The sequence below is a fragment of the Friedmanniella luteola genome (assembly GCF_900105065.1).
Lineage (GTDB): Bacteria > Actinomycetota > Actinomycetes > Propionibacteriales > Propionibacteriaceae > Microlunatus > Microlunatus luteolus.
Genome location: NZ_LT629749.1, coordinates 973,481 through 994,634, shown reverse-complemented (window position 1 = coordinate 994,634; position 21,154 = coordinate 973,481). Strand labels below are relative to the sequence as shown.

The following is a 21,154-nucleotide window of genomic DNA, read 5'->3' as shown; positions in this document are numbered from 1 at the left end:
GGCCCAGGTCGGGACCGTGGGCCCACCCCCCGACCGGGGATCGCGACCACGGTCTGAGGAGTCCGGCGCGGCCGTTATCCTTGACGGTCCGCTCTGCGCGGGGCCGGACGGGTCCCGGACACGGACGGCAGCAGGCGCGCGGGTGCCGGGAGGAGGAGCGATGGTCAACCTGGTCAACGCCGAGCACATCACGATGGCCTTCGGGACCAGGACGCTGCTCGACGACGTCAGCCTGGGGCTCGGCCGGGGCGACGTCATCGGCGTCGTCGGCCGCAACGGCGACGGCAAGACGACGCTGCTGAAGATCCTCACCGGCATCGTCGACCCCGACGCCGGTCGCGTCACCCGGACCGGCGCCGTCTCCATCGGCTACCTCCACCAGGCGGACGACTTCTCCGCCGACAGCACCGTCCGCGACGTCATCGTCGGCGGCCGCCCGGACCACGTCTGGGCCTCCGACGCCGCGGCCCGCTCGGTCGTGCAGCACCTGCTGGGCGACGTCGACCTGGACGCCGCCGTCGGCTCGCTGAGCGGCGGGGAGCGCCGGCGCACCGCGCTGGTCGCGCTGATGCTGGGCGACCACGACCTGCTGGTGCTGGACGAGCCGACCAACCACCTCGACGTCGAGGCGGTGGCCTGGCTGGCCGAGCACCTGCGGGCCCTGCAGGCCCGCGACACCGCGATGCTCGTGGTCAGCCACGACCGGTGGTTCCTCGACGCGATCTGCACCCGCGTCTGGGAGGTGCACGACGGGGTGGTCGACTCCTACGACGGCGGCTACGCGGCCTACGTGCTGGCCCGCGCCGAGCGGTCCCGGCAGGCCGCCGGGATGGCGGCCCGCCGCAAGAACCTGCTGCGCAAGGAGCTGGCCTGGCTCCGCCGCGGGGCGCCGGCCCGGACGTCGAAGCCCAAGTTCCGGATCGACGCGGCCAACACGCTGATCGCGGACGAGCCGCCGCCCCGCGACCGGTTGGAGCTGGAGCGGTTCTCGGTGTCCCGGCTGGGCAAGGACGTCTTCGACCTGGAGCACGTCGACGTGGCCGTCGGCGCGGACGAGACCCGGCGGGTGCTGCTCTCCGACCTGAGCTGGTCGATCGGGCCCGGCATGCGGATCGGTCTGATCGGGGTGAACGGTGCGGGCAAGACGACCCTGCTCAAGCTCCTCGCGGGCGACCTGCAGCCCGACCGCGGCCGGGTGAAGCAGGGCCGGACCATCGCCCTCGGGCACCTCCGGCAGGACGTCGCCGAGCTCGCCGGCGACCTCCGGGTGCTGGAGGCGGTCAACGCGGTGCGCCGCACCACGCAGCTGGCCTCCGGCAAGGAGAGCAGCACCAGCACGCTGCTGGAGGACTTCGGGTTCACCGGCGACAAGCTCACCACCCGGATGTCGGACCTGTCCGGCGGCGAGCGGCGCCGGCTGCAGTTCCTGCGGCTGCTGCTGGCCGAGCCGAACGTGCTGCTGCTCGACGAGCCCACCAACGACCTGGACATCGACACCCTGACCGTGATCGAGGACTACCTCGACACCTGGCCGGGGACGTTGATGGTGGTGTCCCACGACCGCTACTTCCTGGAGCGGGTGTGCGACGTGACCTACGCGCTGATGGGCGACGGCACCTGCGTGCTGCTGCCCGGCGGGGTGGAGCAGTACCTGGAGACCCGCCGCGACCGTCCCGTCGGCAACCCGACCTCCAGCGGCGGAGGCTCGGCCGGCGGCCCCGGCCGGGGCGCCGCCGCCACCGAGACCCGGCAGGCGAAGAAGACGCTGGCCCGCGTCGAGCAGCAGATGGCGAAGCTGGACACCCAGATCGAGCGCCTGCACGGTCAGATGGCCACGGCCGCCTCGGACTACGGCCGGCTCGGCGACCTGCAGCGCGACCTCGACGGCCTGCAGGCGGAGAAGGACGGCCTGGAGCTGGCCTGGCTGGAGGCGGCCGAGCAGGTCGGCTGACCCCGCCGGACGGCGGCTAGGTTGGCGCCATGACGACGACGACGTTGGACGGTCTGGTCGAGGCGCTCGGCGATGCGGTGCTGACGGACGCGGACGCGTGCGAGGCCTACCGCCACGACTGGGCGCGCGAGCCGGGGGCGGGCACCCCGCTGGCCGTCGTCCGGGCCCGGAGCGCCGCCGACGTCCAGGAGGCGCTGCGCTGGGCCACCGCGCACGGCGTCCCGGTCGTCCCCCGCGGCGCGGGCACCGGGCTGTCCGGCGGGTCGTCCGCCGTCGACGGCGGGCTGGTGGTCAGCCTGGAGCAGATGCGCGGGATCGAGATCGACGTCGAGACCCGGGTGGCGGTGGTCGAGCCCGGCGCGCTGAACATCGCGGTCAAGGCCGCGGCGGCCGAGCACGGTCTCTGGTACCCGCCGGACCCGTCGTCCTACGAGATCTGCTCGATCGGCGGCAACGTCGCCACCAACGCCGGTGGCCTGTGCTGCGTGAAGTACGGCGTGACCACCGACTACGTGCTGGGCCTCGACGTCGTGCTCGCCGACGGCACCCTGATCACCCTGGGCGGCAAGCGGATCAAGGACGTCGCCGGGCTCAGCCTGCTCAAGCTGTTCGTGGGCAGCGAGGGGACGCTGGGCATCGTCACCCGGGCGGTCCTGCGGCTGATCCCCGCCCAGCCGCCCCGCGCCACCCTGGTCGCGTCGTTCCCCACGGTCACGGCCGCCGCCCGGGCCGTCGTCGCCGTCGGCCGGACGCTGCGCCCGTCGATGCTGGAGCTGATGGACGCCGCCTCGATCAACGCGGTCGAGGACCACAAGCCGATGGGGCTGGACCGCAGCGCCGGCGCCCTGCTGATCGCGCAGTCGGACGCCCCGGCCGCGGCCGCCGCCGAGGAGGTGGCCGTGATCGAGGCGGCGTGCCGCGCCGCCGGGGCCGACGACGTCTTCTGCACCGACGACCCGGAGGAGGGCGAGATGTTCATCGCCGCCCGCCGGCTGGCGTTCCCGGCCATCGAGGCGCGCGGGTCGCTGCTGCTGGAGGACGTCGGCGTCCCGGTGCCGCTGCTGCCCGAGCTGGTCGAGGGCGTCGCGGCCATCGCGGCCGAGCTGGCGGTGGAGATCCCCGTCGTCGCGCACGCCGGGGACGGCAACACGCACCCGATCATCGTCTTCGACCCCGCCGACCCGGCCGGCGCGGCCCGCGCCCAGCAGGCGTTCGAGCAGATCATGACGCTGGCCCTCGGGCTGGGCGGGACGATCACGGGCGAGCACGGGGTGGGCCGCACCAAGAAGGGGGCGCTGCCGGCCCAGCTGGGCGCCGACGTGATGGCGCTGTCCCGGAAGATCAAGGACGCCCTGGACCCGCAGGGGATCCTCAACCCCGGCGCGGTGCTCTAGCCCGGCCGACCGGCCGCAGCCCGCCTCAGCGGCGGTGCACCACGACGGTGCCGACGGCGTAGTCGTGCAGGCCGCGACGGTCGGCACCGACGACCAGCGGCGGCAGGGCCAGGCTCACCAGCGCGGCGCGGAGCACCGCCCGGAGCAGGCCGAGCGGCACCCGGTCGAGCCGGACGATGCCGATCCGGCACACCAGCTGGCCGAGGCTGCCGCCCGTGAGCCAGCTGAGGACGGCGGACTCGACGAAGAAGGTGGCGAGCACCATCCACGCCTGCCACCCGTTCGAGGTCATCACGGCGGTGCCGAACAGCCCGACGGCGACCGCCATCGAGACGGCCCAGTCCAGCAGCAGGGCGGCGATCCGGGACCGCCAGGAGGCCAGCGACCCGCGGCCGTCCGGGGCCAGCCCCAACCGCTCGCCGGGGTACTCCTGGGGCGCGGTGGCGGTGCTCACCCGTCGAGGCTACGTCGCCGCCCGCAGCCGCCGTCACACCGCCGACACCGAGCCGGAACACCGCGGACTTGTCCGCTCCGTAGCGTCTGCGGGCGGACGGGGCCTCCGGTGAGCAGCGCGCGCCGTCCGACCCCGGTCCACCGCCGAGCCACCACCCGAGGAGCCACCGCATGAGTGGAAACGCCACCCGCCGCGCCGCCGTGAAGGCGGTCAGCGACTACGTCATCCCCGACAAGGACTTCAGCGAGCCGCTCGGTGAGCTGTTCGGGAAGAACGTCTTCGGCCCGACCGAGATGAAGGCCCGGCTGCCGAAGAACATCTTCCGCTCGGTCAACGCCACCATCGAGGAGGGCGCCCCGCTCGACCCGACGGTCGCGGACGCCGTCGCCTCCGCCATGCGCGACTGGGCGATGGAGAACGGCGCCTCGCACTACGCGCACGTCTTCTACCCGCTGACCGGGCTGACCGCGGAGAAGCACGACTCGTTCCTCGAGCCCTCCAGCGACTCCTCCTCGATGGCGGAGTTCAGCGGCAAGACCCTGCTGCAGGGCGAGCCGGACGGGTCCAGCTTCCCCAACGGCGGCATCCGCAGCACCTTCGAGGCCCGCGGCTACACCGGCTGGGACGTGACCAGCCCGGCCTACATCCTCGAGAACCCGAACGGCAACACCCTCTGCATCCCCACCATCTTCATCTCCTGGACCGGGGAGGCCCTCGACAAGAAGACGCCGCTGCTGCGCTCGCAGCAGGCGATGAGCGTGCAGGCCGCCCGCGTGCTGCGGCTGTTCGGCCACACCGACATCGACACGGTCGTCTCCTACGCCGGCGCCGAGCAGGAGTACTTCCTGGTCGACGAGCACTTCTTCCACGCCCGCCCCGACCTGATGAGCACCGGCCGCACCCTGTTCGGCGCGCCGCCCGCCAAGGGCCAGGAGTTCGACGACCACTACTTCGGCCACATCCCGGAGCGGGTGCTGGCGTACATGATCGAGGTCGACCGGGAGCTGTTCAAGCAGGGCATCCTGGCCAAGACCCGGCACAACGAGGTCGCCCCCGGCCAGTTCGAGATCGCCCCGCTGTTCGAGAAGTCGAACCTCGCCCACGACCACCAGCAGCTGATGATGACCACGCTGAAGAAGGTCGCCGAGCGCTACGGGATGGCCTGCCTGCTGCACGAGAAGCCGTTCAACGGCGTCAACGGCTCCGGCAAGCACGTCAACTTCTCGATCGGGAACAAGAAGCAGGGCAACCTGCTGAACCCGGGTGACACCCCCCACGAGAACGCGCAGTTCCTGGTCTTCTGCGCCGCCGTCATCCGCTCGGTGCACCGCTACGGCGGGCTGCTGCGGGCCGTCGTCGCCTCGGCCAGCAACGACTTCCGGCTCGGCGCCAACGAGGCCCCGCCCGCCATCATCTCGATCTTCCTCGGCGACCAGCTGATGGACGTCTTCGACCAGATCGCCAAGGGCGGGGCGACCGACTCCAAGGAGTCCGGCCTCCTGCACGTCGGGGTGGACACCCTGCCGCCGATGAAGGCCGACCCGGGGGACCGGAACCGGACCAGCCCGTTCGCGTTCACGGGCAACCGGTTCGAGTTCCGCGCCCCCGGCTCGAACCAGTCGATCTCCGGACCGATGGTCGCGATCAACACGATCATGGCCGAGGCGATGGACCACATCGCCACCGACCTGGAGACGGCGGTCGAGGCCGGGACGCCGTTCAACGAGGCGGTCCAGACGCTGCTGGCGAAGATGATCACCGACCACGGTGCCGCCGTGTTCAACGGCAACGGCTACAGCGACGCGTGGCAGGAGGAGGCGGCCGCGCGCGGCCTGCTCAACCTGCGGACCACGCCGGACGCGCTGCAGCAGTTCTCCGAGCCGGCCATCATCGACGTGCTCGACCGCTACGACGTGCTGAGCAACCGCGAGCTGGCCAGCCGCCAGGAGGTCTACCTGGAGCAGTACGTCTTCAGCGTCCACGTCGAGGCGAAGCAGACCGCCGAGCTGGGCCGGACGACGATCCTGCCCGCGGCCCAGCGCTACCTCGGCGAGCTCGCCGGCCAGGCCGCGAGCCTCAAGGCCGTCGACCTGCCCTGGGACACCGGCACGCTCACCGCGATCTCCGGTCTGGTCACCGACCTGCTCGGCGCGCTGGCCGACCTCGAGGCCGCGCTCGGGCACGAGGCCGAGGGCACCTCGATGGACCACGCCACCTACGCCCGGGACGCGCTCATCCCGCCGATGACGGCGGTCCGCAGCGCCGCCGACGCGCTCGAGGGTCTGGTCGCCGACGACCTGTGGCCGCTCCCCACCTACCAGGAGATGCTGACCATCATCTGAGCCGCCGCGCACGACGTCCGCCGGACGGCTCCCACGGGGCCGTCCGGCGACGCACGCCCGCAACAGTTCCGCAACGTGGTGGTAACGACCTCTGGCGTACCTTGCCGGGAGCCGAGGCGATAGCCTCGCCGTGCCTGACGCACCGTCCTGCGCCCGACGGCGCTGCCCGTGCTGAAGGGCTCGATCCCGTCTCGCGTGCTCGCACGCCCACTCCCACGGAGGACGAATGTTCCAAGGCGCCGACGACCTGTTGGCCTACATCAAGGACGAGGGCGTCGAGATCGTCGACGTCCGCTTCTGCGACCTGCCCGGCACCATGCAGCACTTCACCGTGCCGGCCGGGTCCTTCGGGCCCGAGGTCTTCGAGGACGGTCTGGCGTTCGACGGGTCGTCGATCCGGGGCTTCCAGAAGATCCACGAGTCCGACATGGCCCTGCTGCCGGACCCGACGACGGCCTACCTGGACCCCTTCCGGATCGCGAAGACGCTCTGCATCAACTTCTTCGTCCACGACCCGCTGACCAAGGAGCCCTACAGCCGCGACCCGCGCAACATCGCGCGCAAGGCCGAGGCCTACCTGGCGTCCACCGGCATCGGTGACACCGCCTTCTTCGCCCCCGAGGCGGAGTTCTACGTCTTCGACGACGTGCGCTACGAGACCAAGGCCAACACCGGCTACTACGCCATCGACTCCGTCGCCGGCGCCTGGAACACCGGGCGCGTCGAGGAGGGCGGCAACCGCGGGTACAAGGTCAAGTACAAGGGCGGCTACTTCCCGCTGCCCCCGATCGACCACTTCGCGGACCTCCGCGACGAGATGACCAAGCACCTCGAGGCCTCGGGGCTGATCGTCGAGCGCGCCCACCACGAGGTCGGCACGGCGGGCCAGGCGGAGATCAACTACCGCTTCAACACCATGCTGTCCGCGGGCGACGACCTGCAGAAGTTCAAGTACATCATCAAGAACACGGCCTGGGCGGCGGGCAAGACGGCCACCTTCATGCCGAAGCCGATCTTCGGCGACAACGGCTCGGGCATGCACGTGCACTCCTCGATCTGGAACGCCGGCACCCCGCTGTTCTACGACGAGGCCGGCTACGGCGGCCTGTCCGACATCGCCCGCTGGTACATCGGCGGCGTGCTGGCGCACGCGCCCTCGATCCTCGCGTTCACCAACCCCAGCGTGAACTCCTACCACCGCCTCGTGCCCGGCTTCGAGGCCCCGGTCAACCTGGTCTACAGCTCGCGGAACCGCTCCGCCGCGATGCGGATCCCGATCACCGGCTCGAACCCGAAGGCCAAGCGCGTCGAGTTCCGCTGCCCGGACCCGTCGTCGAACCCGTACCTGGCGTTCGCCGCGATCCTGATGGCCGGCATCGACGGCATCCAGAAGAAGACCGAGCCGATGGCCCCCGTCGACAAGGACCTCTACGAGCTGCCGCCCGAGGAGCACGCCTCCGTGCCGACCGTGCCCGACAGCCTGGGCGGGGTGCTGGACAACCTGGAGGCCGACCACGACTTCCTCCTCGGCGGCGACGTCTTCACCCCCGACCTGATCGAGGCCTGGGTCGAGCTGAAGCGGGCCGACATCGACGGCGTCCGGCTGCGCCCGCACCCGCACGAGTTCGAGCTGTACTACGACTGCTGACCGCTCCGCTCACCGCGAGGTGAGGGGGACGCCGGGCACGGTGTCCCCGGGGGGCGGCGACCCGTCGTCGCGCGCTGCCGCGCGGGCCGCGATCACCACGGTGATCGCGGCCCGGTGCGATCAGCCCGGAGCCCCGCCCGGGGCACGAGCGGTCGTCGACGGGTCCGGGGCGGCCTCAGGACCGGTGCGTCAGGACGGGGCGGAGAGCCGGACGGCCGCCCGCAGCTTGCCGTTGCCCTCGCGGGGGATCTCGCTCATGACGCGGAACGTCACGGTCTGGTCCGGCCCGAAGTACTTCTCGACGTTGCGCCGCGCCTGCTCCTCGGCGGCCGAGGTGTCGGCACCCGTGCCCGGGACGAGCCGGAACTCGAAGCAGCCCGGGGCCAGCTGGGCCACCTGCACCTCCCGCAACCCCACCAGGTCGTCCAGCACCACCGAGGGCAGCGGCAGCGGTCGACCGTTCGCGGCGGTGAAGGAGTCCTCCACCCGCCCGTCGATCTTCCCGAGCAGCGGGAAGGCCCGACCGCACGGGCACGGGGCGGTGGGGCGCGGGCCCACCTCGTCGCCCGTCCGGTAGCGGAACAACGGGAACCCCCAGTTGTGCAGCGGGGTGCCGACGATCTCCCAGCGGTCCTCGCGGCCCTCGACCGGCAGCAGCTCGACGATCCCGTAGTCGGGGAACTCGTGGTAGCCGCCGGCCTCGCAGGCCCCCGCCATCACCACCCGCTCCGTCTGGCCGTAGTGGTCCACCACGGGGCCGTCGAAGACCTCCCGCATCAGGGTCAGCTGCTCGACCGTCATCACCTCCGACGAGGTGATGACCGCACGGACCGGCAACCGCTCCCCGCGTTCCCGGAGCAACGACGCCAAGATGGTGATGCTGGAGGGCCATCCTTCGACCACCTGGGGGTCGAAGGCGCGGATCTGGTCCACCAGCTGCGGCAGCTGCTCCTGGCCCAGGCGGAAGCTGGACACCAGCAGCTGACGGGTCGCCGGGATCTCGCGGGTCAGCACGCCCGCTCCCTCCGGATCCGGGTCGCTGCTCCGCAGCAGCAGGCTCCGTGGCCGGTGGGGCACGTCGAACCAGCTCCACTGCCGTTGCAGCGAGGCCAGCTCGTACACGGAGGAGCCCGGGGTGCGGTGGACCGTCACCACCTGCCCGGAGGTGCCGCTGGAGTGGGCGACCCACGTCAGCAGCCGGGGGTAGACCAGGAACCGCTCCGGCCGGTGGACCAGGTGCGAACGGTCCAGCAGCGGGAGCTTCTCGAGATCGGCCAGCGTCCGGATCGAGGCGGGGTCGACGCCAGCACCGGCGAACCAGTCGCGGTAGAAGTCCGACCTCGACGCCGCGAGCCGGACCAGCAGGCGCAGGCGGCGCTCCTGGTAGCGGACGATCTCCTCGGCCGAGCGTCGCTGCATCCGGTCCAACGACCAGCGCATGCCCAGTCGCAGCGGGAACGCCTGCCGCGTCCGCTGCTGGAAGGACACGAACCTCGCCGGCGGCGCCACGCGCGAAGACTACCCCGGACCGCTCGGCGCTGAGCGGCGATCGGCCGGACCCGGTGTGACCGGGTCGACGTTGCCGGTGAGGGGTGGGCCCGCCTATCCTGAGAGCGCGACCAGTCGAGCAGTCGGCTCGCGACCCCCCGGACGGGACGGACCCCGGGTGAGCGTCGCTCTCGCAGCCCCCCAGCAGAAGCGATCCCCGATGACCGTCACCCACGCGCGTACCGACGCGCCCGCACCCCTCTCCCCCGAGCCGCCGGCCCCGCTCCACGACGGCAGCGTCGCGGCGCTCCCGGACGCCGTCGCGGTCCCGGGCTACGACCGGAGCCAGCTCGAGCCCGCCGTCGTCCACATCGGCGTCGGCGGCTTCCACCGCGCCCACCAGGCCGTCTACTTCGACGAGCTGGCCCGGGCCGGCGTGTCCACCGGCTGGGGCATCACCGGTGTCGGTCTGCGCAGCCCGCAGATGGGTGAGGTGCTGGGCGACCAGGACCACCTCTACACCCTCGTCGTCCGCGGACCCGAGGGCGACGACGTCCGCGTGATCGGCTCGCTCGTCCGCTACCTGTTCGCCCCGGACGACCCGGAGGCCGTGCTGGCCACCCTGGCCGACCCGCGCACCCGGCTGGTCACGCTCACCATCACCGGGTCGGCCTACCCGGCGGGCGAGCCCGACCCGGAGGACCCGGACGTCCGGGCCGACGTCGCGACCCCCGGCACGCCCGGCACCGCCTTCGGCTTCCTCGTCGAGGGGCTGCGGCGGCGCCGCGCCGCCGGCCTGGCCGGCTTCACCGTGCTGTCCTGCGACAACGCGCAGCACAGCGGCGACCTCGCCCGGGCCGCCGTGCTCGCCACCGCCCGGCTGCGGGACGTCGGCCTGGCCGGCTGGATCGAGGAGCAGGTGACGTTCCCGGGCAGCATGGTCGACCGGATCACGCCGGAGACGACGCCGGAGGGACGCGACGCGATCGCCCGGCGGCACGGCATCGACGACCGCTGGCCGGTCATCACCGAGCCGTTCAGCCAGTGGATCGTCGAGGACCGCTTCTGCGCCGGCCGGCCGCCGCTGGACGAGGTCGGCGTCCAGTTCGTCGACGACGTCCGCCCCTTCGAGATCATGAAGACGCGGATGCTCAACGGCGCGCACAGCGCGCTGGGGCACCTGGCCTCGCTCGCGGGGTTCAGCACCACCGCCGAGGCCATGGCGGACCCGACCATCCGCGGCTTCGTCCGGGGCTACCTCCACGAGGTGGCCCGCGGCCTCCTCCAGGTGCCCGGCGTCGACCTCGACGCGTACGCCGACACCCTGGTGGAACGGTTCTCGAACCCCCAGATCAGCGACGAGCTCGCGCGGCTCTGCCGGCGCAGCTCGACCAAGGTGCCCACCTACGTGCTGCCGTCGGTGCAGGTGGCGCTCGACCACGCCGGCCCGCGTGAGCACCTGGTGCTCGCCGTCGCGGCCTGGATGCGGTACCTGCGCGGCACCGACGACGACGGCCGGGCCCTCGAGGTCACCGACGCCCTGGCGGACGAGCTGCGGGCGCTGGCCGAGCTGGGGGGCACCGACCCGCACCCGCTGCTGGGCCGCACCGACCTGTTCGGCGCCCTGGCGGCCACCCCGGGGTTCGCGCAGGAGCTCGAGGCGGCGCTGACGGGGCTGGAGGACGGCGCCCTGGCCGCAGCCGCGGCGCTCCAGCGAGACGCGGGCGTCGAGGCCCAGGAGTCGGCCGCGTGAGCGCCGCCGACGGGGTGCCCACCCGGTTCGGCCGGGTCCGCGTCGTGCTCTGCGACGCCGACGGCAACCTCTTCCCCTCCGAGGAGCCGGCCTTCGTCGCCTCCGCCGCGGTGACGAACCGGTTCCTGGCCGAGCACGGCGTGGACCGTCGCTACGGCGCCGAGGAGCTGCGGCTGGCCACCACCGGGCTGAACTTCCGCTCCACCCTCGCAGCGCTGGCGCGCGAGCACGGCGTCGGCGTGCTGGCGGCGCCGGACGTGGACCGCTGGGTGCAGACCGAGAAGCAGGAGGTCACGGCCCACCTGCGGACCGTCCTGCAGCCGGACCCCGCCGTCCTCGAGCCGCTGACGGCCCTGGCCGACCGCTTCGGGGTGGCGGCGGTCAGCTCGAGCGCGGAAGCGCGGATCACGGCGTCCTTCGAGGTGACCGGGCTGGCCGGGTTCTTCCCGCCCGGACGCCGGTTCAGCGCCGAGGACTCGCTCCCCCACCCGACCAGCAAGCCGGACCCGGCCATCTACCTGCACGCCCTGGCCGCCCTGGGCCTGGACCCGGCGGAGGCCGTCGCCGTGGAGGACTCGGTGGCCGGGGCGACCTCGGCCGTCGCCGCCGGCCTCGCCACGTTCGGCAACCTGCAGTTCGTGGCCCCCGACGAGCGCGCTGCGCGGCGGTCGGCCCTCGAGGAGGTCGGGGTGAGCGCCGTCGTCACCTCCTGGGCCGAGGCCGCCGGGCTGCTGGGCGTCGGGACCGCCGAGCACCGCGCCGCCTGACCCCGGCCGGCGGCCCCCGGCCCGCCGGCAACGGGGAGGCCGGGCGTTCACCCCGGTGCAGGATGGCTGCCAGCACCACGCAGGAGACCACGCCGCCGGACCGCGCTCCCTCCCCGGGAGCGCCCGGCCGCAGCACGAGCACCGCCGTCGCCGTCCGGGCCGCGAGGACCCGCCGCCGGCCCGGCACCCGTGACGCCCCCGCGTCCGCACGTCACGCCCGACCCTGGTCGGCCGTCCCACCGTCCCTGCAGGGGAGGACAGAGGATGAAGGTGGTCTACGACTCGTTCGAAGGCCGCTGCAGCGACAGCCCACGGGCGCTGCACGCCTGGATGCGGGCACGCCGTCCCCAGGACCAGCCCGTCTGGCTCTGCGACCCGCGGCACGCGAGCACCTTCCCCTCCGACGTGGCGACGGTGCCCACGGGCGGGTCGGAGGCCGTGGCGGCGCTCGAGTCGGCCGACCTCGTCGTCGGCAACACCCACCTCGAGCTGGACTGGGTGGAGAAGCCCGGCGCGCGGTACCTGCAGACCTGGCACGGCACCCCGCTCAAGCGGATCCACCACGACTCCCTGTGGGCCCCGCCGGGCAAGGTCGCCGAGGGCACGACCGCCGTCCTCCACGCGCCCACCTGGCGCGACCGCGAGTTCTACCGGCCCGGCGTCGTCGAGGTCTCCCGCCACCCCGAGGTGCACGCGCTGTACCGGCCGGCCGACGTGCTGGTGACCGACTACTCCTCCGTGATGTTCGACTTCGCCATCACCGGTAAGCCGCTCCTCCTCTTCTACGCCTACGACCTCGAGGCGTACCGCGACGACCTGCGGGGCTTCTACGTCGACCTGGAGGAGGTGGCCCCCGGTCCGGTCGTCCGGACCACCGACGAGGTGGCCGACGCCCTCGTCGACCTCCCCGGGCTACGGCTCCGCCACGCCGACGGCCGGGCGGCCGAGCGGCTGGGGCCGGTCTTCCACGAGACCGCCCGGCGGGCGGCCCCGAGGGCGACGACGGGGCGGGCCCCGGAGCGGGCCGCCCTGCGCGCCGGGGCACGGCTGACGTCGGGCGCCCGGGGATAGGGTGTCCCGGGCGGCGCGGGCCTCCCGGACGGCAGAGGGAGGTGCGCGTGGGGGCCCCGGTCGAGTACCCGCAGCGGATCGCGATGGTCAGCCTGCACACCTCCCCGCTCGCCACCCCGGGCGTCGGCGACGCCGGCGGCCTGAACGTCTACGTGGCCGAGGTGGCCCGCCGGCTCGGTGAGCGCGGCGTGGCCGTGGACGTGTTCACCCGGGCCGAGGACGACGGACCCGACGTCGTCGAGGTCAACGAGCACACCCGCGTCGTGCAGGTCGAGGCCGGCCCCCGCGAGCCGGTGGCCAAGGAGGACCTGCCGGCCCTGCTGCCCGCGTTCACCGCGGCCCTCGAGCAGCGGCTCGACGGGCACGACCTGCTGCACTCCCACTACTGGCTCTCCGGGCAAGTCGGCCTGGCCGTCGCCCGTCGGCACGGGCTGCCGCTGGTGCACACCATGCACACGATGGCGCGGGTGAAGAACGGCGCCCTGGGCGCCGGGCAGACCGGCGAGCCCGACGTCCGGGAGCGCGGTGAGGCCGAGGTCGTCGCGGGGGCCGACGTCCTCACCGCCAACACCACCGACGAGGCCGAGGAGCTGCAGCGGCACTACGCCGCCGACCCGGCCGCGATCGCCGTCGTGCCGCCCGGCGTCGACCTGCACACCTTCCACGCGTGCCAGCAGCCGGCGTCCCGGACCCAGCTGCACGTCGACCCCGACCGGCAGGTCGTGCTGTTCGTCGGCCGGATCCAGCCCCTCAAGGCGCCCGACGTCGTCATCCGGGCGGTGGCCGAGCTGGTCCGCCGCGACCCCCGGCGACGTCAGCAGCTGCGGCTGATCGTCGTCGGCAGCCCCAGCGGCCCGCAGGCCGCCTGGGCCGGCTCGCTCGGCCCGCTCGCGGCCGAGCTGGGGGTGGCCGACGTGGTCGAGCTGCGGCCGCACTCCCCGCGCTCGGAGCTGTTCCGCTGGTACTGCGCCTCCGACGTCGTCGCGGTGCCCTCCTACAACGAGTCCTTCGGGCTGGTCGCGCTGGAGGCCCAGGCGTGCGGCCGCCCGGTGGTCGCCACCGACGTCGGCGGGCTGCGGCACGCCGTCCGCGACGGGCAGACCGGGCTGCTGGTGGCCGGCCACGCCCCGGAGGCCTGGGCCGACGCGCTGGCCGCCGTGCTGGACGACGCCGGGGAGCGCGGCCGGATGGGCGCCAACGCCGCCGGGCACGCGTCGCGGTTCAGCTGGGACAACACCGCCGCCGCGACGCTCGAGGCCTACCACGCCGCTCGGGTCCGCCGGGGCGCGCGTGGCTGAGCCGGCGACGGCGGAGCAGCAGCGGACCGCCGGGGCCTGGCGGGCCGTCGTCGGGTTCGGGGTGGTGAGCCTGGCCGCCGACATGGTCTACGAGGGCGCCCGTTCGGTCACCGGGCCGCTGCTGGCCTCGCTGGGGGCGACGGCCGTCGTCGTCGGGCTGGTCACGGGGCTCGGCGAGGCCGTCGCGCTCGTGCTGCGGCTGTTCTCGGGCTCGCTGGCCGACCGGACCGGGCGCTACTGGGGCCTCACGCTGGCCGGCTACGCGCTCACGGCCGTCTGCGTGCCGCTGCTGGCGGTCACCCCGTTCCTGGGCGCCGCCGGGCTCGCCGTGGCGATCGCCCTGGTCCTGGCCGAGCGCACCGGCAAGGCGGTCCGCAGCCCCGCCAAATCGGCCCTGCTGGCCACCGCCGCGGCGCAGGTGGGGCTGGGCCGCGGCCTGGGCGTCCACAAGGCGCTCGACCAGGTCGGCGCGTTCGCCGGGCCGCTGCTGGTGGCCGGCGTCGCCGCGCTCACCGGGGCGCTGTGGCCGGCGCTGGCCGTGCTCGTCGTGCCCGGCGGGGTGGCGATGGCCCTGCTGCTGTGGGTCCGGCGGCGGGTCGACGGCCCACGAGCGTCGCGGGAGCGCCCGACGGCCGCTGCGCCCGTCCTCACCACCCGGCTGCCCCGGCGGTTCTGGTGGTTCGCGGCGTCGTCGGCCGCGGCCACCGCGGGACTGGTCACCTTCGGCGTCATCTCGTTCCACCTGACCCGCGAGCAGGTGGTGCCGGTGGCGGGCGTCCCCGTCGTCTACGCCGGCGCCATGGCCGTGGGCGCGCTCGCCGCGCTGGCCACCGGCTGGGCCTACGACCGGGTCGCCGGGCGGGTGCTGCTGGTGCTGCCCGTGCTCGTGGTCCTCGTGCCGCTGCTGGCCTTCTCCGACGACCTCGGGCCGGCGGTCGCCGGCGTGCTGGTCTGGGGCGCCGCCGTCGGCGTCCAGGACTCCACGGTGAAGGCCCTGGTGGCCGACCTCGTCCCCGCCGGCCGCCGCGCCGCCGCCTACGGCTCGTTCGCCGCGGTGCAGGGCGGCGCCGCGGTGCTGGGCGGGGCGGCCGCCGGCTGGCTGTACGAGCGGTCGCTGCCGGGGCTGGTCACCGTCGTCGCCCTCACCCAGGTCGTGTCGCTGGTCCTGCTGCTGGTCAGCCTCCGCCGGCCTCCGGCAGGCTGAGCGGGTGAGCACCCCCGCACCGTCCGACCTGCCCGCGCTGCGGCTGGACCCGGCCTCGGCCCTCCCCGTGGCCGAGCAGATCCAGGTCCAGGTCGTCGACCTGGTGACGTCCGGGGTGCTGCCGCCCGGGCGGCGGCTGCCGCCGGTGCGCACCCTGGCCGCGACGCTCGGCGTCGCCCCGGGGACGGTGGCCAAGGCCTACCGCGGCCTGGAGCAGGAGGGCTTCGTGGAGACCGCGGGCCGCAACGGCACCGTGGTGGCCGACCAGCGGGTCGAGGCGACCGCGCGCACCCGGCAGCAGCTGCGCGCCGTCCTGCAGCCGCTGCTCGACGAGGGGATGAGCTCCGCCGAGGTGCTGCGCCTCGTCCGGTCGGTGCTGGGGGGTTGACGAGCGCCGCGGTTTGTGGTGGAGAACCGCGGGGTACAACGCGGACGACAACTTCCCCGCACCGTCACAGGAGATCCCATGTCCACCGCCTCGCAGAGCGGCACCGGCGCGACCACGCACGGCCGCGGCCCCACCGATGTCCAGAAGGCCGCCCGCCTCGTCGGCATCGTCTTCCTCGCCGTCGGCGTGCTGGGGTTCATCCCCGGCATCACCACCAACTACGACACCCTGCAGTTCGCCTCGCACCACTCCGAGGCCAAGCTGCTGGGCCTGTTCCAGGTCTCGATCCTGCACAACATCGTGCACCTGCTCTTCGGCGTCGCCGGCCTGGTGCTGTCCCGCAGCATCCGCGGCGCGAAGAACTACCTCATCGGCGGCGGGGTCATCTACCTCGTGCTGTTCGTCTACGGCCTGGCCGTGGGGAACGACAGCGACGCCAACTTCGTGCCGCTGAACGTCGCGGACGACATCCTGCACCTGGTGCTCGGCCTGGGCATGATCGCCCTCGGCGCCCTGCTGACCCGGCGCCCGGACGTCGAGCGGCACACCGACGTCGCCAACGCCTGACCTCGGACGCCTGACCACCGCAGAGCCCCGGGCCCGTCGCCAGCCGACGGGCGCGGGGCTCGGCCGTCCCCGGGTCGGGGCGCGGACGGCTCCTAGTCCAGGCCCCAGAAGACCCGGTCGACGACGCCGCTGGCCCGGCGGGTGATCCGGCGGTAGTCGGCCAGCAGGTGCGACGACTCCCCCGGGCCGTAGCCCAGCAGCTCGGCCAGGGCGGCCAGCTCCCGGTTGTCGGCGGGCAGGGAGTCGGAGCCGCGCCCGCGGACCAGCATGATCTGGTTGCGGATCCGGCTCGCGAACAGCCAGGCCGCCTCGAGGTGGCCCGCGTCGGTCGGGTCGACCAGCTCGGCGTCGCGGGCCGCCCGGAGCGCGGTGATCGTCCGCGACGAGCGCAGCGCCGGCACCGCGTGGGCGTGCTGCAGCTGCAGCAGCTGGACCGTCCACTCGACGTCGGCCAGCCCCCCGGGCCCCAGCTTGGTGTGCTTGGCGGGGTCGGCGCCGCGGGGCAGCCGCTCGGCCTCCACCCGCGCCTTGAGCTTGCGGATCTCCGACAGCTGGGCGCCGGTCAGGCCGCCCTCGGGCCAGCGGCGGGCGTCGATCTCGGCCAGCAGGTCGGCGCCCACGTCGGCCGCGCCGGCCAGCGCGTCCGCCCGGACGAGGGCCTGCAGCTCCCAGGTGGAGGACCACCGGCCGTAGTAGTTGCGGTAGGCGGTCAACGAGCGGATCAGCGCCCCGCCCTTGCCCTCCGGACGCAGGTCCGCGTCGACGGCGAGCGCCGGGTCGGCGCCGGGCCGGGCCAGCAGCCGGCGCATCTCGCTGATCACCGCGGCCGCGGCCCGGGTCGGGTCGCCGGCCCCGCCGGGCACGACGTCGCCCATCACGAACATGGCGTCGCAGTCGGAGGCGTAGGACATCTCGTGCCCGCCCCACCGGCCCATCGCGATGACCGCGATCGGCGGCACCGCGGACGGGTCGGACGCCCTGGAGCGGACCACGGCCAGGGCGGCGTCGATGGTCGCCGACGCCAGGTCGCTGATCGCCTCACCGACCCCCAGCACGTCCAGCTGGCCCAGCAGGTCGGCCGCCGCGACGCGGAACAGCTCCCGGCGGCGGATGGCCCGGATCGCCTCGATGGCCGCCTCGGTGCTGCTCTGCCGGCCCGCGGCCGCCCGCATCTCGCCGGCCAGGTCGGCCAGCGGCCGGGGCCGCAGCTCCTGCTCCCCGGCCAGCATCTGCACCGTCTGCGGCGCCCGGGTCAGCAGCGAGACCGCGAAGCGGCTCGACGCGAGGATGCGCGCCAGCCGCTCCGCCATCGCCCCCTCGTCGCGGAGCGCCCGCAGGTACCACGGGGTGGTGCCGAGCGCCTCCGAGACCTGGCGGAACGCGAGCAGGCCGGCGTCGGGGCTGGGCGCCTCCGCGAACCAGCCGAGCATGGCGGGCAGCAGCTGGCGCTGGATCTCCGCCTGCCGCGACACCCCCTGGCCGAGCGCGCCGATGTGCCGCAGCGCCGCCACCGGGTCGGCGTAGCCGAGCGCCTTGAGGCGGTCGACCGCCGCCCCGGTGGTCAGCCGGAGCTCCGGGCTGGGGATCCGGGCGACCACGTCCAGCAGCGGGGAGTAGAACAGCCGCTGGTGCAGCCGGCGCACCCGGCCGGAGACGTGCCGCCAGGTGCTCAGCAGCTGCTCGACGGGGTCGCCGTAGCCGAGCGACCGGCCCAGCCGGCGGAGGTCGGCCTCGCTGTCGGGCAGCACGTGGGTGCGGCGCAGGTGGAACAGCTGGATCCGGTGCTCGAGCGTCCGCAGGAAGCGGTAGGCCAGGCCGAAGCCCTTGCCGTCCTCGCGGCCGACGTAGCCGTTGTCGACCAGCGCCCGGAGCGCCGGCAGGGTGGCGCGGGTGCGCAGCCGCTCGTCGACCCGGCCGTGCACCAGCTGGAGCAGCTGGACGGAGAACTCGACGTCGCGGAGCCCGCCCTCCCCCAGCTTCAGCTCCCGGCCCTGCTCGCGGGCCGGGATGTGGGCGACGACCCGCTTGCGCATGGCCTGGGCGTCGCTGACGAAGTTCTCCCGCTCCGCGGCCTGCCAGACCATCGGCGCCACCATGTCGACGAAGTCCTGGCCCAGCGCCAGGTCCCCGGCGCAGGCGCGGGCCTTCAGCATCGCCTGGAACTCCCAGGTCTTGGCCCAGCGCTCGTAGTAGGCCTGGTGGCTGGCCAGCCGGCGGACCAGCTGGCCGGCGCGGCCCTCCGGGCGGAGGGCGGCGTCGACCTCCCAGATCGTCCCCGCCGCCGTGTGGGCCGAGCAGATCCGGCTGAGCTCGGCGGCCATCCGGGTCCCGGTGGTGACCGCGGCGTCCCCGCTCAGCAGCGGCTCGCCGTCCGCCCCCAGCACGGGCTCGGCCACGAACAGCACGTCGACGTCGCTGACGTAGTTGAGCTCCTGGGCCCCGCACTTGCCCAGCCCGACGACGGCCAGCCGGGTGAGCAGGGCCTGCGCGCCGACCTTGGCGCGGGCGATCGAGAGCGCGGCCTCCAGGGTGGCGTCGGCGAGGTCGGACAGCTCGTCGGCGACGTCGTCGACCATCTCGATCGGCTCCGGCGCGCACAGGTCCCGGGCGGCGATCCGGAGCAGGGCGCCCCGGTAGGCGGTCCGGAGCGGGTCGCCGGTCAGCTCGACGGCCACCGGCGCAGCGGCGTCGGGGTCGGCGCCGGTGGCCTCGAGGAGGGTGCGCCGGAGGGCCCCCGGAGCGGCCTTGTCCAGCTGGTCGTCCAGCAGGTCGAGGTGCTCGGGGTGGGCCCGGAGGTGCTGGCCCAGCGAGGCGCTGGCCCCCAGCACCGTGACCAGGTGCCGGGCGAGCCCGGGTGCGGCGACCAGTCGGTCGGGCAGGTCGGGCTGCTGCTCGTAGAGCCGGCTCAGACCCGCCAGGGCCAGGTCGGGGTCGGCGCTGCGCACGACGAGGTCCAGCACGACCTCCTGGTCGGCGCGCCAGCCCTCCAGGGCCTCGAGGGCGGCGGCCGCGTCGAGGAAGCCACGGCGCGCCAGCGTGCCCTGGGTGGTCTGCAGCCGCGTCATGGCTCGCATGGTACTGACGCCCTGACCGGGCACCGGGCTGCGCGGCCGGCCCCGAGGGCGGCCGCGCTCAGCGGGCCCGGCGGGGCGGCACCGGGGCCGGGACAGCCTGCACCGGGTCCCGGTTGGCCCGCCGCGCCCAGGCGGGGGCGGCCGACCCCAGCTCCAGGCCCAGGCCCGGGGACGCCGCCAGCACCGAGGCGGCGCCCTCGGACCGGGCCGCTGCCAGCAGGGCCGCGGGGGCCTGGTCGGGGTGGGCGTGGGTGAGGACGGTGTGGCCCACCTCCGCCGCGAGGCCCAGCCGGGCCGCCTGCCGCGCGCTGGACAGGAACCAGGCCTGGGCGGCGGGCACCCGGTCGGCCCAGGTGGCCTCGGCGAGCAGCACGTCCGCCCCCTTGGCCAGCGTCACCCGCTCCTGGCACGGACCCGAGTCGCCGGTGCAGGCCAGCACGTGCCCTGCGGCGGAGATCCGCAGCCCGGCGGTCGGCACCTGGTGCGGCAGCAGCGCGGCCTCCAGGGTCAGCGGCCCGAGCTCGACGGTGTCGCCGTCGCCCAGCCGGACGACGTCGGCGGCCCGGCGCACCACCGCGCTGCGGCCGGCGGCCAGCACGTCGTCCAGCGCGTGGGCCGGGGCGAGCACCGGGAGCGCGTCGGCGCCGGGGCGGCCGGCGTGCCAGCCGAGCAGGGCGGGCAGGTCGGCGCAGTGGTCGAGGTGGCCGTGGCTCACCACCACCGCGTCCAGCCGGGGCACCGGGTCGAGGGCCAGCAGCTGGACCAGCACGCCGTGCCCCGGGTCGAGCAGGACGGTGGTGCCGCCGTGCTCCACCAGGTAGCCACCGCAGGCGCGTGCCGGCGTCGGCCAGGCGGTCCCCCCGCCCAGGATCGTGAGCCTCACCGCGGTGCCGCCATGGACGTCCCTCTCCCAGCGCGACCCCGAGTCCCGGCGAGCCTAGCGACCCGGGTGCCAGGTGACCACCTCCGCACGCTTGGTAGCGTCGCCGCCGGAGGTCAACTGATGGCATCGCTGCGACAGCGGCCCGCCGACGCGCTGCTGGAGCAGGCGGCGACCGTCCTGGACGCCCTGCGCGGGCTGGCCGGGGGCACCGCGGACGCCGACGAGGTGGCCGGCCGGCTGGTCGCCCTGCAGCGCGGGCTGCGGGCGACCCTGGCCACCCCGGTCGCCGAGCGGCCGCAGCCGCTGCCCGCCCTGCTCACCCTCGCCGCGGTGGCCCCCGACCACCCGTCGACGACGGTCGAGGAGGCCGTCGAGGAGCTGGCCGCCCACGCCGACGAGGTGGCGAGCGCCCTGGGTCCCGACGGCCTGCCGGGCAGCGCCGTCGTCCGCACGGCGGCGGGTCCGGCCACCCTCGACGACGCCCTCGCCGTGCAGCTGGTCGCCCAGGTGCTGGCCGCCGACGACCTGAACCGCTCGCACCCGGACCCGCCGCTGGTCGCGCTGGGGCGTGGCGCGCTGGCCCGGGCCAGCCGGGCCCTGGTCGCCGTGCTGGCGGACCGGCACCCGGGCCGGTCGGTGGAGGTGCGGGTGCCGCCGTTCGCCGCGGTGCAGTGCGCCATCGGCGACCCGGGTCCGCGGCACACCCGGGGGACCCCGCCCAACGTGGTCGAGACCGACGCCGTCACCTTCCTGCGGCTGGCCGTCGGCCGAACGCCCTGGCCGCAGGCGGTGGCGTCGGGCCGGGTCGCCGCCAGCGGGCTGCGCGCCGACCTCACCCCGGTGCTCCCGCTGCTGCGGCGGGGCTGACCCGC

Annotated in this window: 16 protein-coding genes; 12 read left to right on the top strand and 4 right to left on the bottom strand. The window is 74.6% G+C overall.

Going from position 1 to position 21,154, the window contains the following annotated elements:
• The first annotated feature begins 160 nt into the window (after positions 1-160).
• Positions 161-1,951 (top strand): ABC-F family ATP-binding cassette domain-containing protein, encoded by a 1,791-nt coding sequence (locus tag BLT72_RS04670; RefSeq protein WP_091410603.1) that lies wholly within the window; start codon positions 161-163, stop codon positions 1,949-1,951.
• Positions 1,952-1,980: 29 nt separating this feature from the next.
• The gene (locus tag BLT72_RS04665) at positions 1,981-3,345 is read left to right on the top strand and encodes an FAD-binding oxidoreductase (protein WP_091410601.1); all 1,365 of its coding nucleotides are present in this window, start codon (positions 1,981-1,983) and stop codon (positions 3,343-3,345) included.
• Between the two features lie 25 nt (positions 3,346-3,370).
• Here the strand turns inward: BLT72_RS04665 and BLT72_RS04660 are convergent, their stop codons facing one another.
• The gene (locus BLT72_RS04660) at positions 3,371-3,799 is read right to left on the bottom strand and encodes an RDD family protein (RefSeq protein ID WP_091410598.1); all 429 of its coding nucleotides are present in this window, start codon (positions 3,797-3,799) and stop codon (positions 3,371-3,373) included.
• 170 nt (positions 3,800-3,969) lie between these two features.
• Here BLT72_RS04660 and BLT72_RS04655 point away from each other — a divergent pair, with 170 nt between their 5' ends.
• Positions 3,970-6,141 carry a glutamine synthetase III family protein gene (locus tag BLT72_RS04655; protein WP_091410596.1) on the top strand — a complete coding sequence of 724 codons (2,172 nt, stop codon included), beginning with the start codon at positions 3,970-3,972 and terminating at the stop codon, positions 6,139-6,141.
• 226 nt (positions 6,142-6,367) lie between these two features.
• A complete protein-coding gene (gene glnA, locus BLT72_RS04650) occupies positions 6,368-7,789 on the top strand; it encodes a type I glutamate--ammonia ligase (protein ID WP_091410594.1) in 1,422 nt (473 codons plus the stop codon).
• Positions 7,790-7,978: 189 nt separating this feature from the next.
• On the opposite strand, the gene BLT72_RS04645 is transcribed toward glnA, so the two are convergent.
• Positions 7,979-9,298 carry a phenylacetate--CoA ligase family protein gene (locus BLT72_RS04645; RefSeq protein ID WP_197677204.1) on the bottom strand — a complete coding sequence of 440 codons (1,320 nt, stop codon included), beginning with the start codon at positions 9,296-9,298 and terminating at the stop codon, positions 7,979-7,981.
• 199 nt (positions 9,299-9,497) lie between these two features.
• Here BLT72_RS04645 and BLT72_RS04640 point away from each other — a divergent pair, with 199 nt between their 5' ends.
• The 7 genes from BLT72_RS04640 to BLT72_RS04610 all read left to right on the top strand — a co-directional run bounded on the left by BLT72_RS04640 (position 9,498) and on the right by BLT72_RS04610 (position 16,325).
• Entirely contained in the window at positions 9,498-11,030 is a 1,533-nt protein-coding gene (locus BLT72_RS04640; protein WP_197677203.1) for a mannitol dehydrogenase family protein, read from the top strand.
• Entirely contained in the window at positions 11,027-11,797 is a 771-nt protein-coding gene (locus tag BLT72_RS04635) for an HAD family hydrolase (protein WP_197677202.1), read from the top strand. The genes BLT72_RS04640 and BLT72_RS04635 overlap by 4 nt, the downstream gene beginning before the upstream one ends.
• Before the next feature lie 264 nt (positions 11,798-12,061).
• A complete protein-coding gene (locus BLT72_RS23270) occupies positions 12,062-12,868 on the top strand; it encodes a CDP-glycerol glycerophosphotransferase family protein (protein WP_091410589.1) in 807 nt (268 codons plus the stop codon).
• Between the two features lie 47 nt (positions 12,869-12,915).
• On the top strand, positions 12,916-14,166 hold the full coding sequence (gene mshA, locus BLT72_RS04625) for a D-inositol-3-phosphate glycosyltransferase (protein WP_231930331.1): 1,251 nt from the start codon (positions 12,916-12,918) through the stop codon (positions 14,164-14,166).
• Positions 14,159-15,370 carry an MFS transporter gene (locus BLT72_RS04620; protein ID WP_231930330.1) on the top strand — a complete coding sequence of 404 codons (1,212 nt, stop codon included), beginning with the start codon at positions 14,159-14,161 and terminating at the stop codon, positions 15,368-15,370. The genes mshA and BLT72_RS04620 overlap by 8 nt, the downstream gene beginning before the upstream one ends.
• 4 nt (positions 15,371-15,374) lie before the next feature.
• The gene (locus BLT72_RS04615) at positions 15,375-15,758 is read left to right on the top strand and encodes a GntR family transcriptional regulator (protein WP_091410586.1); all 384 of its coding nucleotides are present in this window, start codon (positions 15,375-15,377) and stop codon (positions 15,756-15,758) included.
• Between the two features lie 78 nt (positions 15,759-15,836).
• Entirely contained in the window at positions 15,837-16,325 is a 489-nt protein-coding gene (locus tag BLT72_RS04610) for a DUF4383 domain-containing protein (protein ID WP_091410583.1), read from the top strand.
• A 92-nt stretch (positions 16,326-16,417) separates the two neighbouring features.
• On the opposite strand, the gene BLT72_RS04605 is transcribed toward BLT72_RS04610, so the two are convergent.
• Complete coding sequence (locus BLT72_RS04605) at positions 16,418-19,399, bottom strand: bifunctional [glutamine synthetase] adenylyltransferase/[glutamine synthetase]-adenylyl-L-tyrosine phosphorylase (protein ID WP_091410581.1); 2,982 nt, start codon at positions 19,397-19,399, stop codon at positions 16,418-16,420.
• 58 nt (positions 19,400-19,457) lie between these two features.
• Positions 19,458-20,282, bottom strand: a complete 825-nt coding sequence (locus tag BLT72_RS04600) for an MBL fold metallo-hydrolase (RefSeq protein ID WP_091410578.1) — start codon at positions 20,280-20,282, stop codon at positions 19,458-19,460.
• Between the two features lie 120 nt (positions 20,283-20,402).
• Here BLT72_RS04600 and BLT72_RS22475 point away from each other — a divergent pair, with 120 nt between their 5' ends.
• Positions 20,403-21,149 carry a sterol carrier family protein gene (locus BLT72_RS22475; RefSeq protein WP_197677201.1) on the top strand — a complete coding sequence of 249 codons (747 nt, stop codon included), beginning with the start codon at positions 20,403-20,405 and terminating at the stop codon, positions 21,147-21,149.
• The last annotated feature ends 5 nt before the right edge of the window (positions 21,150-21,154 follow it).

Excerpts from the sequence above, each read along its gene's own strand:
- BLT72_RS04670 (WP_091410603.1), top strand. The coding sequence starts at position 161 with ATGGTCAACCTGGTCAACGCCGAGCACATCACGATGGCCTTCGGGACC.
- BLT72_RS04665 (WP_091410601.1), top strand. The coding sequence starts at position 1,981 with ATGACGACGACGACGTTGGACGGTCTGGTCGAGGCGCTCGGCGATGCG.
- BLT72_RS04655 (WP_091410596.1), top strand. The coding sequence starts at position 3,970 with ATGAGTGGAAACGCCACCCGCCGCGCCGCCGTGAAGGCGGTCAGCGAC.
- glnA (WP_091410594.1), top strand. The coding sequence starts at position 6,368 with ATGTTCCAAGGCGCCGACGACCTGTTGGCCTACATCAAGGACGAGGGC.
- BLT72_RS04640 (WP_197677203.1), top strand. The coding sequence starts at position 9,498 with ATGACCGTCACCCACGCGCGTACCGACGCGCCCGCACCCCTCTCCCCC.
- BLT72_RS23270 (WP_091410589.1), top strand. The coding sequence starts at position 12,062 with ATGAAGGTGGTCTACGACTCGTTCGAAGGCCGCTGCAGCGACAGCCCA.
- BLT72_RS04610 (WP_091410583.1), top strand. The coding sequence starts at position 15,837 with ATGTCCACCGCCTCGCAGAGCGGCACCGGCGCGACCACGCACGGCCGC.
- BLT72_RS04605 (WP_091410581.1), bottom strand. The coding sequence starts at position 19,399 with ATGCGAGCCATGACGCGGCTGCAGACCACCCAGGGCACGCTGGCGCGC.
- BLT72_RS22475 (WP_197677201.1), top strand. The coding sequence starts at position 20,403 with ATGGCATCGCTGCGACAGCGGCCCGCCGACGCGCTGCTGGAGCAGGCG.